10 protein-coding genes are annotated in these 16,590 nt (G+C 45.2%); 4 read left to right on the top strand and 6 right to left on the bottom strand.

What is annotated here, in order from left to right; all coding sequences use genetic code 11:
* Positions 1-233: 233 nt before the first annotated feature.
* From VA249_RS17175 to VA249_RS17165, 3 genes are read right to left on the bottom strand one after another with little or no spacing between them, the layout of a single operon-like run.
* Complete coding sequence (locus VA249_RS17175) at positions 234-3,293, bottom strand: efflux RND transporter permease subunit (RefSeq protein WP_221071925.1); 3,060 nt, start codon at positions 3,291-3,293, stop codon at positions 234-236.
* On the bottom strand, positions 3,293-4,354 hold the full coding sequence (locus VA249_RS17170) for an efflux RND transporter periplasmic adaptor subunit (RefSeq protein ID WP_221071922.1): 1,062 nt from the start codon (positions 4,352-4,354) through the stop codon (positions 3,293-3,295). The genes VA249_RS17175 and VA249_RS17170 overlap by 1 nt, the downstream gene beginning before the upstream one ends.
* The gene (locus tag VA249_RS17165) at positions 4,354-5,427 is read right to left on the bottom strand and encodes an efflux RND transporter periplasmic adaptor subunit (RefSeq protein ID WP_221071920.1); all 1,074 of its coding nucleotides are present in this window, start codon (positions 5,425-5,427) and stop codon (positions 4,354-4,356) included. The genes VA249_RS17170 and VA249_RS17165 overlap by 1 nt, the downstream gene beginning before the upstream one ends.
* A gap of 163 nt (positions 5,428-5,590) precedes the next feature.
* On the opposite strand from VA249_RS17165, the gene VA249_RS17160 reads away from it, so the two are divergent.
* A complete protein-coding gene (locus tag VA249_RS17160) occupies positions 5,591-6,316 on the top strand; it encodes a TetR/AcrR family transcriptional regulator (protein ID WP_221072218.1) in 726 nt (241 codons plus the stop codon).
* A gap of 276 nt (positions 6,317-6,592) precedes the next feature.
* On the opposite strand, the gene gcvT is transcribed toward VA249_RS17160, so the two are convergent.
* Complete coding sequence (gene gcvT, locus VA249_RS17155) at positions 6,593-7,711, bottom strand: glycine cleavage system aminomethyltransferase GcvT (RefSeq protein ID WP_221071918.1); 1,119 nt, start codon at positions 7,709-7,711, stop codon at positions 6,593-6,595.
* Between the two features lie 259 nt (positions 7,712-7,970).
* Positions 7,971-8,594, bottom strand: a complete 624-nt coding sequence (locus VA249_RS17150; RefSeq protein WP_128812854.1) for a helix-turn-helix domain-containing protein — start codon at positions 8,592-8,594, stop codon at positions 7,971-7,973.
* Between the two features lie 380 nt (positions 8,595-8,974).
* Here VA249_RS17150 and VA249_RS17145 point away from each other — a divergent pair, with 380 nt between their 5' ends.
* The 3 genes from VA249_RS17145 to gcvP all read left to right on the top strand — a co-directional run bounded on the left by VA249_RS17145 (position 8,975) and on the right by gcvP (position 13,692).
* Positions 8,975-10,270: a serine hydroxymethyltransferase gene (locus VA249_RS17145; RefSeq protein ID WP_221071916.1), complete on the top strand. Its 1,296-nt coding sequence runs from the start codon at positions 8,975-8,977 to the stop codon at positions 10,268-10,270.
* A gap of 52 nt (positions 10,271-10,322) precedes the next feature.
* Positions 10,323-10,703, top strand: a complete 381-nt coding sequence (gene gcvH / locus VA249_RS17140; RefSeq protein ID WP_009704500.1) for a glycine cleavage system protein GcvH — start codon at positions 10,323-10,325, stop codon at positions 10,701-10,703.
* 124 nt (positions 10,704-10,827) lie between these two features.
* The gene (gcvP, locus tag VA249_RS17135) at positions 10,828-13,692 is read left to right on the top strand and encodes an aminomethyl-transferring glycine dehydrogenase (RefSeq protein ID WP_221071914.1); all 2,865 of its coding nucleotides are present in this window, start codon (positions 10,828-10,830) and stop codon (positions 13,690-13,692) included.
* A 277-nt stretch (positions 13,693-13,969) separates the two neighbouring features.
* On the opposite strand, the gene VA249_RS17130 is transcribed toward gcvP, so the two are convergent.
* Entirely contained in the window at positions 13,970-16,441 is a 2,472-nt protein-coding gene (locus VA249_RS17130; protein WP_221071912.1) for an Ig-like domain-containing protein, read from the bottom strand.
* Positions 16,442-16,590 lie beyond the last annotated feature (149 nt).

Genomic DNA, 16,590 nt, shown 5'->3' with positions numbered 1-16,590 from the left:
ACTCATCGTTGTTATTCATTACTATTCATAGTATACGCACGAATTCACTTTGGTTTCTTAGAAGATGATTAAAATCAGACAAGTGCAATCAAATCGGTTTGTGTACCCAATAGGTTGGCGTACCCAATAGGTTGATGTACTAAATCTGTTGGCGTACCGAATCTATTAACGTAAAAGTAAAAAAAGCCCCGAGGAAAAACCTCAGGGCTTGGCAGGAATGGAACAATTGTCCCCTATGCAGTGGTCGGTTTAATTTTAAACAGAATTGCAAACATCACTGGCACAACGATCAGCGTCAGTACTGTAGCAAATCCAAGGCCTGCCATAATTGTTATTGCCATTGAGCCGAAGAAAGCATCGAATACCAGCGGTATCATCCCCAGTATTGTCGTTAATGCAGCCATACTTACCGGACGAACGCGACTGATTGCACTGTCGATGATCGCAAGGTAAGGATCTTTACCAGAGTCCAGCTCAAGGTTAATTTGGTCTAGCAAAACAATGCCGTTTTTCAAAATCATGCCGCTCAAACTTAATAAGCCAAGAAACGCGGTGAAGCTGAAAGGCATGTTTGTAGTTAACAAACCAAACGCGACACCGATGATCGAAAGTGGCACCGTAAACCAAATTACCAATGGTTTTTTAAGCGAGTTAAACAACAACATCGTGATGATGAACATCAACAAGTAACCCATCGGTAATGAACCAAACAGCCCCTCTTGTGCATCTTTCGAAGATTCGTACTCACCACCCCAGGTGATTTCATACCCTTCAGGAATATGCAGCGCCATCACTTTTGGTTGTACTCGTGCGAACAAGCTTGCTGCGGTGTCATCACTCAATACATCATGGTCTGCTAAGACAGTTAACGTACGTTTACGGTCACGACGCTGAATAAGTGGCTCTTCCCAATCAAGCTTCACACCATCAATCACCTGATCAACAGGAATATATGACTGTAAAGAAGGGCTCCAAATGTTCACGTTTTGCAGTGATTCAAAATCTACACGCTCTGCTTCTGGCAAACGCGTCATGATAGGAAGAATATGCGTGCCATCACGTAAGAACCCTAGAGTGCTACCACCAAAGGCCATCTGTAACGTGCTCGATAAGTCTTCTTTCGAGATCCCTAAGCGACGAGCTTTAGATTCATTAAATACCGGAACAAGCTCTTTAGTACGCTCACGCCAATCATGACGAATATTACGCGCACCTGGATCGGTATGCAGAATGTCTTCAACTTGGACAGCCAATTCACGCAACACTTGAGGATCTGGGCCAGTAATACGCGCTTCAATCTTAGATGCAGGTGACGGGCCAAACTCCATCAGTTTGAATTGGAATGTCGGCTTATCAAACGTCTTCGCCAAATCCGCATCGAGTTTGTTAAGCAATACAAACATGTTCTCACGATCGGTCGTACGTACTTGGAACTGCGCGTACGCTTCGTAGCTCTTTTCTGGTTGGTAAGTCAGTGAAAAACGCTGCAATCCTTGACCAATAGACGCCGATACAAAGTCGATGTCATCTTGCGTGCGAATATAGCTTTCTACTTGTTCCGCTTTCTTAATGGTCTCACGAATATCGGTCCCCTCAGGCATCCACATATCAACGTAGAACATTGGCGTATTTGATGGTGGGAAGAACTGTTGCTTCACTTGACCGAATGCGACAACCGCCCCTACGAGCATCGCTATCATTGCAGCAACCGTTAACCAACGAAAACGTAGCGCTAATTTTAGTGATGCGCCAAACGCAACAAACAACCAACCTTTGTATGGGTCTTCGTCTTCTGCATTCTCACCTTTCTCTTCTTCTTTTAAGAGAAGATCAGCAAGGAATGGGGTCAGAGTAATTGCCGTAACCCAACTCAAGAAGAGAGAGAAACACAATACCCAGAATAATGAGCCCATAAACTCACCCGTCGCATCTTGTGAAAGACCGATAGGAGCGAATGCCGTAATAGCAATAACCGTGGCACCAAGCAAAGGCCATTGAGTCTGTTTTACAATATCCGTTGCGGCTTGCACTTTGGTGCGCCCTTTTTTAAGGCCAACCAATATGCCCTCTACCACCACAATGGCATTATCTACGAGCATACCGAGGGCGATAATCAAGGCACCCAGCGAGATACGGTGCAATTCGATATTGTTGTAGTTCATCAAAATGAACGTACCAAACACCGTCAATAACAGCACCAAACCGATGATCACACCACTGCGAAGACCCATGGTGAACAGTAGTACGATAATCACGATCGCAACGGCTTCCGCCAAACTAATAACGAACGCTTTTACTGAGTCATCCACTTCTTGCGACTGGTTGTAGAAGTAGCTCATATCAAGACCTGCAGGCTTGATCGTCTCAAGGCTTGCTAGCTCTGCTTGGATACGCTGACCGACTTCCACTACGTTTACACCTGAAGCAAACGAGATACCGATGTTGATCGCTTTTTTGCCATTAAACAAAATCACGTTGCCCGGCTTTTCTTGAATACCACGGCTGATCGTCGCGACATCTTTCAAACGGATAAGATTCCCCGTATCTCGCCCATGAATGATCAGATTTTCCAATGCTTCTACGGTGTTTAAGGTGCCACTAGGTCGAATAACCAGGCTTTCCCCGTTAACCATTACCTCACCTGCAGAGACCACATTGTTCTGCTGGTTGAGTAATCCAGAAATCACATTCATGTCTAGGTTGAGCGCAGCAAGGCGATCGAGCGAGATTTCAACAAATAGCATCTCTTGCTGGTCGCCAGCAATGTCGACTTTGCCCACGCCATCAATAAGTTCTAGCTCGCGTGTCAGTTGATCGGCGTAACGCTTGAGTTCGATGTAATCGTAATCATCGCCCGTTAGCATCAACATCACACCGTAAACATCACCGAAATCATCAATGATTTGCAAAGATTGAACGCCTTGCGGCAAAGTTGGCTGCAGATCATTAATTTTACGACGCATTTCATCCCAGATTTTCGGCAATTCATCCGGACCGTAATCCATCTTCATGCTCACCATTATCTGTGACATACCACTGGATGACGTCGACGTAATCTTATCAATATAAGGTAGCTTACGAATTTCTTTCTCTAACGGATAGGTCAGTTCCTCTTCAACCTCTTTCGACGTTGCACCCGGATAGGTCGCAATCACCATCGCATCTTTGATCGTAAATGCAGGGTCTTCCAAGCGCCCCAACTCTAGGAACGACGTTACCCCACCAACAGCAAGGATAACGATGAACAGCCAGCTGATGACTTTGTTCTTAATTGAGTATTCAGCAATGCTCATTATTGTTCTTTCTCCACCACATCTACATGCTTCCCTTCACGCAATTTGCGTAAGCTGGAATTGACTAATACATCGTCTTGAGCAACACCTGATGACACAATCGCGCCCCCACCGTTGATCTGGTCGATAGTGACCGCAACTTTAGTTACCACGTCACCGTTGAGTTTCCACACGAAAAACTCACCCTCTTGATTGCCTGCTTGCAGCGCCGTCATTGGAATGCTGTAACCATCAATTGATGTAATGCCCGCCGCAACCATATCGACAGAAACACTCACACTGGTACCCGGAAGAATCTCATTCTTAGGCTGAGGCATGGTCAAGTACATCTGATAGGTTTGCGTCTGTGCATTCGGTTCACTGGTGTGCTCCAAATATTGCAGTGCGTATTTTTTATCGACACCAGAAAACGTTGCTTGTGGTTGATAACTCATACTTTGCGTATTTGGATTCACCATGGCTAATACGTTATCTGACAGCTCAATACGAACGTACACTTTGTCACTTTGATAAAGGTTTAAGACCGGTTCACCAATGGCGACACGCTCAAAGCGCTCTTTAAACACGTCCGATACCTTGCCAGTAAATGGGGCAAACAAACGGGTGTAGTTCAATTGGTTTGTTGCGTTGTAGAAGTTCGCTTCCGCAAGCTCTTTATTCGCCGTGAGTTCATCAAGTTCCGCTTTCGAGATCATCGCTCGGCTATGGAGTTCTTCCCCACGTTTGAGCTGGCGAATCGCAAGGCTATACTGAGCTTCTGCATCATTCATCGCTTGCTTTTCTTTGCTGTCATCAAGCTTGGCAATCATCTGCCCTGCTTTGACCATATCGCCAGCTTTAACAAGAACGTGTTGAACTTCACCAGCGCGACGAAATGCAATCGGCGTTTGCTCTGCTGGCACAACTTGACCTTTAAAGGTGCGGTACTGGCTTTTCACCGGCACATCAACAGAAACCGTAGAGACATACAACGGTTGCTCGCTAATCACTTCATCGGTGCTATTACACCCCGTCAAAACGGCTAGTGCGATAGCAGACATTACAAATAATGAACGTTTCATTAAATACCATCCTCGCGAACCCACGCTTTCACAACTTGCCCCTCGACAAGACGTTCCACGCCAGCGGTGACGACATAATCATTTCGATCAAGGCCAGATTCGACCGCGCCGCTTTCGTTAAGTGATACTGTCACTTTATTCACTTGTTGCGTATCGCTGTCCATTACCCAAACTTGCCCTGCGGTCGAATCTTTGGTAACCCATGCGCTACTAGGCAGTTGCATTGCGGTAGACACATCCTGCTTCGCGATGTGAACTTGTCCTGTCATACCCGTCAGCAAATTACGATCGGATGGGCGTGTGATAGTGACGATTGCTTCATAGCTGTTCGTATCGGAGTTCGGCTGCGTTGAGATTTCTTTGAATGTGCCCTGAATACGTTTATTCGGCTCACTGTCCATCGTTACCCACATTTCCGCATTTTTAAGCCCAGAAAGTGATACTTCTTCCGCGAACTTAACTGGTAGCGTAAAAGAAACATCCAGCGCGGAATTATCAATCAGGTTTAAAATTTCTTGTTTAGCACCCACCACTTGATAAGGTTTCACATAGGTGTAGGACACCACACCATCAAACGGAGCATGAATTTCTGTGTAGCTTAAATCCGTTTTGGCCTGTTCGAGATTCGCCAGAGCGGCTTTGTATTGGGTCTCTTGGCGATCGTAACTGTCTGTACTGATCAGCTTTTTGCTAAATAGACTTTTCGAACGTTCCCATTGCGTTTTTGCCAATGCGTATTGCGCTTGGGCTGCATCTAATGCCAGTTGCAAATCTTTCGGATCAAGCGTCGCTAACACATCACCTTTACTGACTTCTTGGCCCATACGCACATTAAGGGTTTCCACTTCGCCCCCAACTTGGAATGAAAGCTGCGCACGATAAGTTGCATCAATTCTGGCAAGAAAGGCATCAGAATCCGCGACAGCGAGATCGTTCACCGCAAGTAATTTGACTGGCTTAATCAACGGAGCAGATGGTTCTGACACGGCTTGATTACACCCAGTCAGCATGGTTGAAAGGCTCAACGCCACTGCAACTCCGATAAATGTGCGCTTTAGGTATTGTTTTCGCACTAGGTTTCTCCATAGACTTTTAACTTACTACACAGTCGTGCAGTATATTGATTATGATGAAATGATCAACATATTTTACGGGTGGACAATAAAATAATTAGTCAAAGCGTCCGGTTTCTGGTAAAAATAAGCGCGTTGATTGATATTCGGGAAAAATCGAGTGATGACAGTGAGAAAGCAAGGCCGAAGAAGCGCCGAAGCCGCAGAGCAAACGAAATGTCTGATCCTTAAAGTGGCAGCCGATATGTTCTGTGAACTGGGCTATGAACGAGTCTCGCTGCGTAACATCAGTGAAAAAGCGGGTGTATCACATAGTTTGATTCGTCATCATTTCGGTAGCAAAGAAAAGATATGGCAGGCTGTCAGTGATGCCTTGGATGAGTTCATGAAAAATTACATGGCAGAACTCATTGAAGAAATGCCAAGCGATATGCCCTACAATCACAAAATCTACCGATTTATGGTACGGATGCTCGCGTTTGCACTCCGTAATCCTCACCCAGTCCAAATGATCGCAGACGCGATTCGTCAAAATGACGATGCTTTATTGCAATACTTCTTGCGTTCAAAAGATGAGTTTGAAGCGATATTCATCAATTTATTTGGTGATTATAACGATGCCCACCCTGATGCAAAAATTGACCCTTGGGAATCGAAATGGCAAATGTTGGTATTTGCACACGGTGCGATTAGCCTCGCGCCAATGATGCAAGAGACATGGCCTGAAGATGCTGAGAACCGCGACAAGCTTTTGATCAACCACTGGCGCATTTTTAATAACGTGATGGCGACGCAGTTCAATATTGATAAAAAAGATATGCTCCAACCAGATAGCATAAGCGAGATCGTCATTGATATTTGCTGTCCGATTGAAGATCTGACCGCATAATCACCGCCTTTCAAAAGAACATAAAAAATGCCGAGCACTGAGCTCGGCATTTTGTTTGTAATTGTTGTTTCAGAGAGAAAACTAATTGGAACCTAGGTTCTGATGGTTAGATTGCTAGTCTCACTTGGGCTAGCTTGGGACGGAAATGACGAGCCTTATTTAACCATCCACATCAATAAATTAACTATCTAAATCAATAGCTTTAACCATCCACGTCAATAACTCTAACTATCTAAATCAATAAACTTAACTGTCTAAATCAATAAATTAAGCTAATTAACCACGGTAGTAGCGTTGCGGTACAAATGGCATTTTCTCTACCGTCATTGGAAGCATTTTGCCACGCACTTCTGCAAATAGTTCTGTGCCAATAGCCGCGAGATCGGCACGAACATAACCCATAGAAACTGGCTTACCTGCGTTTGGTCCCGCTGTACCACTGGTTACGATACCAATCTTGTTACCATCAGCATCGAACAACTCTGCGCCCTCACGAACTGGCGCTTTCGTTTGACCAACCAATCCAATACGCTTACGAGCCACGTCTTTCGTTTCAATCTGCTTAAGAATGATATCTGCGCCAGGGAAGCCCCCCGCACGCTCACCATCTGTGCGGCGCACTTTTTGAATGCCCCATAGCAAACTTGCTTCAACAGGGGTTGTTGTCGTGTCTAAGTCATGACCATATAAACACAGCCCACACTCTAGGCGGAGTGAATCACGTGCGCCAAGGCCGATCCACTCGACTTCTTCTTCGCCCGTCAGTTTACGTGCAAGTTCTTCTGCTTTATCTGCTGGTACAGAGATTTCGTAACCATCTTCACCTGTGTAACCGCTACGAGAGACAATGCACTCTGTGCCAAGCAGTTCAACTTTACGCACATCCATGAACAGCATCTCTGCTACTTCTGGTGCAAAACGCGCCAGCACTTGTGCCGCTTTAGGGCCTTGAATTGCGAGTAGAGCGCGGTCATCAATGATTTCCAGCTCAATATCTGACGGGAGGTGTGCTTTAAGATGCGCGATATCTTGTTCTTTACATGCTGCATTTACAACAACAAACAGATGATCACCAAGATTAGCCACCATCAAGTCGTCCATGATGCCGCCCTTTTCATTGGTAAAGAACGCGTAACGTTGTTTACCCGCACCTAGGTCAACGATATCCACAGGAACCAAGGTTTCTAGGAATGCCGCTGCACCATCACCAATCAAACGAAGTTGACCCATGTGAGAAACATCGAACAGACCTGCCGCGTCACGCGTGTGTAAGTGCTCTTTCTTTACGCCCAGTGGGTATTGAACCGGCATGTCGTAACCCGCGAACGGGACCATCTTTGCGCCTACTTCAACGTGAAGGGTATGCAGTGGTGTTTTCAGAAGTTCTTGAGTCATTTTCGTCTCCATTTAGATAGACCCGATGATGCTGTCGGCATTCGTTGTGTTTCCAATAATAAACACGGCTGATTCCATTTTGCACGAACAAGGCATCACTCGACTTTCAAAAGTGTGACTTTTAACATTTTAATCACATCAAAACGCATAAAAAAGACGCTACGTATTAAGTCATGAGATCCACATAGCGCCATAAATCAAGTTAAAATCAATATGCAAACGTTTGCTTTCACTATAGGAAATTTACATATCGTTATCACTACTTAGCCGTCACCCATAAAATTTGAGCATCTTCTTCACTCAAACTGGTGAGCATATGGCCCATGTTTGCATCATAGTAAACACTGTCGCCTTCGCTGAGTGCGACTGGTTCATAAAACTCAGAATAGAACATGACCTCACCCGACAAGATAAGCAGAAACTCTTCACCATCGTGACGAACCCAATCTTTATATTCATCAAAACTGCGTGCTCGAATCTGACTTTTAAACGGCATCATTTTCTTATTGGAAAGTTGAGTCGCCAGAAGTTCATGCTCGTAGGTTTGCGTCGGGTGCGGTTTACCCTCGTTGTTTTTTGTCACATCCCTACGGCCTGTTGCCACTTTTTTTCTTGGTGGTTCAAAGAGTTGTGGCATATCTATTTGTAACCCAAGCGCCAGTTTTTGCATGGCTTGGAACGTTGGCGAAATCTGTTCATTCTCTATTTTGCTCAACGTAGAACGCGCAAGGCCAGTACGTTGGCTTGCCTCTTCTAACGTAATACCGAGTTTTGAACGAACATCTTTTATGCGCTGACCAAGCTTAAGTGGCTCAATATTCTGCTCATTTTTGTCTTTTGCCAACGTCATTGATGGGTATTCGTCGTAAATGCTTTCTGCCATAAAATCCCTCTACAAAACCCGTATATTCTTCCCTATTTCCATTGTGCATGAAGCCTATAGTGGATAAAAGTCCACCAGGTTAATTAAAGCGTGCTCTTGTTAACAAAACCAGAAATCTAGTTTCCTATAGGAAATTTTTGGTTGATTGTTCATCTCTCAAGCGCTATGTTACCAACTTGTTAGATGTAGAGATGCACATTTCCGTGAGTGATTGAGAAGAGAAAACACAATCCGACGGCGTTTTGCCCACTTGTTTAGGGCTAATAGTTCGCTCTGTTCTGCTATGCAGTTCAGCTGTTTTGAAGACAAATGAACCACCATCGCACTCCAACAACTATTTCTACTGCGGGTTCATTTTCAGATTTGGAAGGTCAACTACCATGAACAAGAGTTACCCTAACCACAGCCTAGAAAACTTTTTCTCTACCAACCTTTCTGCGACAGATGACGCTGTCTTTGCCGGTATTCAGGCAGAATTCGCTCGCCAAAATGAACAAATCGAGCTTATCGCTTCTGAGAACATCGTTTCTAAAGCGGTCATGCAAGCACAAGGCACATGCCTAACCAATAAATACGCTGAGGGTTACCCGGGTCGCCGTTACTATGGTGGTTGTGAACACGTCGATACTGTGGAAGCCATTGCTATCGAACGTGCGAAGAAACTTTTTAATTGCGAATACGCAAACGTTCAACCTCACTCTGGGGCGCAAGCGAACGGCGCGGTAAAACTGGCGCTACTTCAGCCAGGCGATACCATTATGGGTATGTCTCTTGACGCTGGCGGTCACCTCACCCACGGTGCTCGCCCTGCGCTTTCTGGTAAGTGGTTTAATGCGGTTCAATACGGCGTTGACCGTGAAACACTAGAAATCGACTACGACGCGGTGCGTCAAATCGCCATTGAGCACCAACCAAAAATGATCATCGCTGGGGGGAGTGCGATTCCACGTACTATCGATTTCGCAAAATTCCGTGCCATCGCAGATGAAGTTAACGCCATTCTTATGGTCGACATGGCGCACATCGCCGGCCTTATCGCTACAGGCGCGCACCCTAGCCCGCTTCCTCACGCACACGTTGTCACGACTACAACGCATAAAACACTGCGTGGCCCTCGCGGCGGCATGATTTTGACCAATCACGAAGACATCATTAAGAAAATCAACTCAGCAGTATTCCCTGGCCTTCAAGGTGGCCCTCTGATGCACGTGATTGCTTCTAAAGCAGTGGCGTTCGGCGAGGCGCTTGGTCCTGAATTTAAAACTTATATTGATTCAGTGATCAATAACGCAAAAGTTCTAGCTGAAGTATTGCAAACTCGCGGGTGCGACATCGTAACTGGTGGTACTGACACGCACCTCATGCTGGTTGATCTTCGCCCTAAAGGCTTGAAAGGCAACAAAGCAGAAGAGGCGCTAGAGCGTGCCGGCATCACATGTAACAAAAATGGCATCCCTTTTGATACAGAGAAGCCTATGATTACATCGGGCATCCGTTTAGGAACGCCTGCGGGGACAAGCCGCGGCTTTGGCGCTGAAGAATTCAAACTCATTGGTAACTGGATTGGTGACGTACTGGATGGTTTGGTTGACAACCCTGAAGGTGACGCAACCGTTGAAAAACGCGTTCGCAAACAAGTAAAAGAACTTTGCAACCGTTACCCTCTTTACCAATAAAACGATTTATTAGATCAGATTAATTCCTGACAAGTTATTTGGAGATTAAGCAATGGACAAAACACTGAAGTTTACAGATAGCCACGAGTGGGTACGTGACAACGGTGACGGCACAGTAACTATCGGTATTTCTGAGCACGCTCAAGAGATGCTTGGTGATGTGGTATTCGTTGACCTACCTGACGTGGAAGATGAAGTCGAAGCAGGCGAAAGCTTTTCTTTGGTGGAATCTGTAAAAGCCGCTTCAGACATCTACTCGCCAATCACTGGTGAAGTAGTTGAAATCAACGAAGAACTAGAAGACAGCCCAGAGCTAATCAACGAAGAACCATACGAAGGTGGTTGGATTGTGAAAGTGAAACTTTCAGACCCATCTGAGTTGGATGACTTAAAAGATGCGGAAGAATACCTAAGCTCTATCGAAGAAGAGTAATTAGGACAATACGAAAGCTGTCCCCTAACACCAAGTGGGCAGTTTTTTTTCTAGGTTCGGACGTATAATTAAATGTGTCATATGACCATTTCCGTTACCCGAACCAAGGAGTAGGTAAAGGACAATGACTGAATTACTTCAAAGCCTCAGCACACAAAATGAGTTCGTTGCTCGCCACAATGGACCAAACAAATCTGACCAACAAAAAATGTTGGAAGCAATCAACGCCGTTAGCCTAGATTCGCTTATCGACGAAACGGTACCAGCACAAATTCGCCTAGAGCAGCCAATGAGCTTAGCAGAAGCAAAAAGCGAAGCCGATATGCTGGTAGCGATGCGCAAATTTGCTGATCAGAACCAAGTTAAACGTACATTCATCGGTCAGGGTTATTACAACACTTTCACACCGAACGTGATCCTACGTAACGTGATGGAAAACCCGGGCTGGTACACCGCTTATACCCCTTACCAACCAGAGATCTCCCAAGGTCGTTTAGAAGCGCTTCTAAACTACCAACAAATGGTGATGGACCTTACTGGTATGGAAATCGCGAACGCGTCTTTGCTAGATGAAGCAACGGCAGCCGCAGAAGCGATGACACTGTGTAAGCGCGCGGGTAAGAGCAAGAGTAACGTGTTCTTCGTTGCTGACGACGTTCACCCACAAACCATCGAAGTAGTAAAAACTCGTGCGAAATTCATCGGCTTTGAAGTGCTAGTCGGTTCTTTAGAATCACTACCAGAGCAAGACGTATTCGGCGCACTCGTTCAATACCCTGGCACAACGGGTGAAGTTCGTGACCTAACGGACATCATTGCCAAAGCGCAAGCGAACAAAACGCTGGTAACGGTAGCGACTGACCTATTGGCTTCTGCCCTACTGAAACCCGCGGGTGAAATGGGCGCAGACGTCGCAATCGGCTCTGCACAACGTTTCGGCGTTCCTATGGGTTACGGTGGTCCACACGCAGCATTCATGGCAACGCGTGACAAGCACAAACGTACCATGCCGGGTCGTGTTATCGGTGTTTCTATCGATACTAACGGTAACCCAGCGCTACGCATGGCAATGCAAACGCGTGAACAGCACATCCGCCGCGAAAAAGCGACATCAAACATTTGTACCGCTCAAGCACTACTCGCGAATATGGCGTCTTTCTACGCGGTTTACCACGGCGCAGAAGGTCTACGCACCATTGCACGTCGTACACACCACATGACAGCCATCCTCGCTGCTGGCCTAACAAAAGGCGGCTTCGAGCTTGCTCACAACAGCTTCTTCGACACCATCACAATCAACACAGGTGCACAGACTGAAGACCTATACGCAAAAGCACTAGCCGCAGACATCAACCTGCGTAAGTTGGGTGCTCAGCTAGGTGTAAGCTTCGACGAAACCACAACCGTGGCAGACGTAGAAGCCCTATTCACTGTATTCGGTGTGAAAGAAGAAGTCGCAGCACTATCAACGGAAATCGCAGGCAACGAGTTTGCAGCGATACCAGAAGCACTGCGCCGCACAACAGAATACCTAACGCACCCTGTGTTTAACACGCACCATAGCGAAACACAGATGATGCGTTACCTAAAACAGCTTGAGAACAAAGACTTCTCACTCACGCACGGCATGATCCCACTGGGCAGCTGTACGATGAAGCTGAACGCAGCCGCAGAGATGATTCCGGTAACTTGGCCTGAGTTTGGTTCGATCCACCCGTTCGCACCAGCAGAGCAAGCCGCCGGTTACGCTGCACTCGCAAAAGATCTGAAAGAGAAGCTATGTGAAATCACAGGCTACGACGCATTCTCACTGCAACCAAACTCTGGTGCATCGGGTGAGTACGCAGGTCTTATCGCGATTCAACGCTACCACGAAAGCCGTGGTGAGGGTCACCGCAACGTATGTTTGATCCCAAGCTCTGCGCACGGTACTAACCCTGCGACAGCGTCTATGGTGTCAATGAAGGTGGTGGTGGTTAAGTGTGATGAAGAAGGCAACATCGACATCGACGATCTCGCAGCGAAAATCGAGAAACACAAAGACAACCTATCCAGCATCATGATCACTTACCCATCGACACACGGCGTGTACGAAGAGCAAGTGAAAGAAGTGTGTGAAATGGTTCATGCTGCGGGCGGTCAAGTTTACCTAGACGGCGCAAACATGAATGCACAGGTTGGGTTAACCACGCCGGGCTTCATCGGCTCAGACGTTTCTCACCTAAACCTACACAAAACGTTCTGTATCCCACACGGTGGTGGCGGTCCGGGTATGGGCCCTATCGGTGTGAAATCGCACCTAGCGCCGTTCCTACCGGGTCACATTGAAAACGGTGCAGACGGTGAAAACTTTGCCGTATCCGCAGCGGATATGGGCAGTGCTTCTATCCTACCAATCTCTTGGGCATACATTGCGATGATGGGTGAAGCTGGCCTTACTGATGCAACGAAAGTCGCGATTCTGAACGCGAACTACGTAATGGAGCAACTTCGTACCCACTACCCTGTTCTTTACCGTGGTTCAAACGGGCGCGTGGCGCACGAATGTATCATCGACATTCGTCCACTAAAAGAAGAAACGGGCATCAGTGAGGAAGACATCGCCAAGCGTCTAATGGACTACGGTTTCCATGCTCCAACAATGTCGTTCCCTGTTGCAGGTACGCTAATGGTTGAGCCAACAGAATCTGAAGATTTAGAAGAGCTAGACCGCTTCTGTGATGCGATGATCGCAATCCGTGAAGAAATGGCAATGGTGAAAAACGGTGAATGGCCGCTCGATAATAACCCACTTGTAAATGCACCACACACTCAAGTGGACTTAGCATCGGATAATTGGGATCGCCCGTACTCTCGTGAACTTGGCTGCTTCCCATCAAAAGCAACCAAAACTTGGAAGTACTGGCCAACCGTTAACCGCGTAGATAACGTCTACGGTGACCGTAACCTTATTTGCTCGTGCCCTACGATTGATGTCTACGAAGACTGATTTTGTAGTTGATGAGGATGGCTAATTAAGTTGGTTAACTCCTAATAATTCAAAAGCGAACCCCTACAAGGTTCGCTTTTTTCTTTGTGGACTAAGCTATCTAGCGTTAATCAAATTAGAGGCTCACTAAATCGAAAATTTACGGTTAGCCCATAACACACAAACTCATTAGCACAAATATATCTAAAGCGAACTAACACTGTGCTTTCGAGCAAAAAAATGGACATCAAACAGATGTTCAATGTCCACTCCTATAGCTATCCTGCTAAATTAGCTCTTACTTGATCTGGTATTCAATATCAAGTTCGGTCTCATTAATACAGGCTTCATCAAACTTAGGATCTTCACCCTGCTTGTAATATTGACAAAAATCAACTTGTCCTAAATCATCAAAGTATTTTCGCTTCAAGATATCACCTGTTTCAGCGTACCAATAGATATCTTTTTGTTGGTATTCACCATTTGAACCGTAATCATAGTTAATGATGTCAGGGCCAGCATCACGTCCGTATACCCACTCACCTTGAGCGTTGGTCTTCATCCAAGACTGATACTGTATATCACCATTAATGTAGTATTTAATTATTGATGGTTGGTCATCAACAATAACGTAAAGCCCATCTTCAATTTTGGATTCCATCTCAAGCAAGGGCTCATCATTGCTATCTAAACGGTCATAATAAGCAAATGAAGTATAGCCATCAGGGTTGGTATTCAAACCTTGGCGGAATGTCCATGCATGCTCTGGGTTACCTGAAGCATAAAAACGCGTCATAGCTGGCTTACATTGGTTATGGTAGGTATATTGCCCATCCTTATAATAACCAGTAGTAGCATACCCTGAACTGCTAATCTGTGACTGAATAGGGTAAACCGCACCATCAGCATCGATAAAATGAGTACATTCATTAACAGGTTCAATGATTGGATCGTCGTTAGTATCAATACCGTACTGTCTATCTAAATCAGCTTCGGTTTTAACTACTTGACCATGCTCATCGGTGATTTGGCAATTGGTGTAATGCATTTCTGCATTAGTTAACGGATCAATATATTTACACCATTGAACGGTGCCATCATCGTTAAATACAGACTGTTTTTCACGATTTTGCTCAGCATCGTGCCATATCATACTGCTGTAGTGGCCATTATTGTCATAACCTATAGAATCAGGACCAAACTTGCGAGCATAAATTCCATTTTCACCTTCATTCCAAATTTTATATTTGATTCTACCATTAGGGTAGTATTCATATACTGATGGCTCATCATTTTGGATGACATAATTCCCTTTCTGATCATGTCTGTATTCTAAGCTCTTAATTGGATTTCCTAAATCATTTACAGCATCAAGATAATGAACAGAGGAGATCTCACCATTATTATGATTTACGCCATGTAAATAGTGACTTTCAAGTTCAAGTCTACCTGATGGGTAGTATTGAACATAAGCCGCTTGACAGTCGTGGTGACGAGTAAATTGTCTATCTTTTGTGTAACCCCAAACATGAAGAATCGTTCCATCACTATCGGCGCTTTCTCTTTTCGTTATCGGATAAATATTGCCCTTATCATCCACATAGTTTTCACAACGGTCTATTGGCACTGTAACAATGTTTTCAGGCTCTACTGCTTGTTGCTGTATTGCGAGAGGTTTTGTTTCACCCTCAGCTAAAAGTAGCTCTTGAGATTGCTGATAGATTTCTTGACCCGCAAAATCTAAACTATGCGTCGTTAAGTTAATTGGAATGCCTGCGGGTATTTGTTGCAGTGTTCCTTTCCAAACTCCATCAACTTTATTTAACTCCGCAATGCGCTCTTCATCACCAAAAATAGCTCTAGCATAAGTAGTAAAGCTCGTGTCTTTATCTTCACTCATTGTTGGAATATCAAAGCGAGAGTAAGTGCTAGCTTTGTTAGTTACTTCAACAGGAATATCAAGATACACGGTCGTATCTTCAGCATCTCCAATAACCAGAGAAATCTCATCACTTAATGCTGGTAGTAAACCTAGCGCGGCCTGCGTGACCTGAATTGTTACTTGACCTGGGCTTAAGGGTGTAAGTACCCCATTAGCGTCAATTGTTGCGATCTCGCTGTCTGAGCTACTAAAGTGCAGGGCATTGTCGTTACCTCCTGAAATCATTATCTGAACTTGATCACCAAGTGCAGTTATTGGCATATCGATTGGAGTGATGGTAAGAGGTGAATAAACAGCAATCTTAGTCGTCTCAGAGCGTTCACTATGTTCAGAGGTTAGTGCTAAATGAAAGACCAATTCTTGTGCCTCGACAATATTGACTGGCACTACGAAATTGACCTCTTGTAAATCAGGGGCTTGAATTGATACAGGTATGCCTGAAACTTGAGTCCACAAGTAGGAAATCGAGTGTGCATCTTCTTCACCATAACTAACCTTCAACGTCACTGGTGAATTAGCCACATAGGCCTTGTCTGCGCCAATAATGGTAAAGTCTGGAATTGTAGGTAGGTTTGGGTTGGTAAATCCATCATCGTCTAAACAACTACCATCTGGACAACTTGTTGTTGGCGGTGTAGTTGGCGGTTCAACCGGAATCATAGGCAAACTAGGATTGGTAAACCCATCATCTTCTAGACAACTACCGTCTGGACAACTTGTTGTGGGCGGAATTGAGGGTAGTTGCGATGAACTATCGGAGTCACCACCGCCACAACCTGAAAGTAGAATCGACAGAGTTACCACTAGACAAGAACGTTGAAAAATCATTTTTTATTTTCTTTGCTTTTGTTAAAGCAGAAATTATAAAAGTCACAGTACTACATACGATATCAACTTTTTTTTATCGATACGATAGTAAGTATCATTTTAATATAACCAAAAGACATGTGTTGATTCTTTCCCGAAAACGCTCAGGC

It is taken from the genome of Vibrio alfacsensis (genome assembly GCF_019670485.1).
Classification (GTDB): Bacteria; Pseudomonadota; Gammaproteobacteria; order Enterobacterales; family Vibrionaceae; genus Vibrio; species Vibrio alfacsensis.
This window is presented reverse-complemented; position numbering and strand designations above follow the sequence as displayed.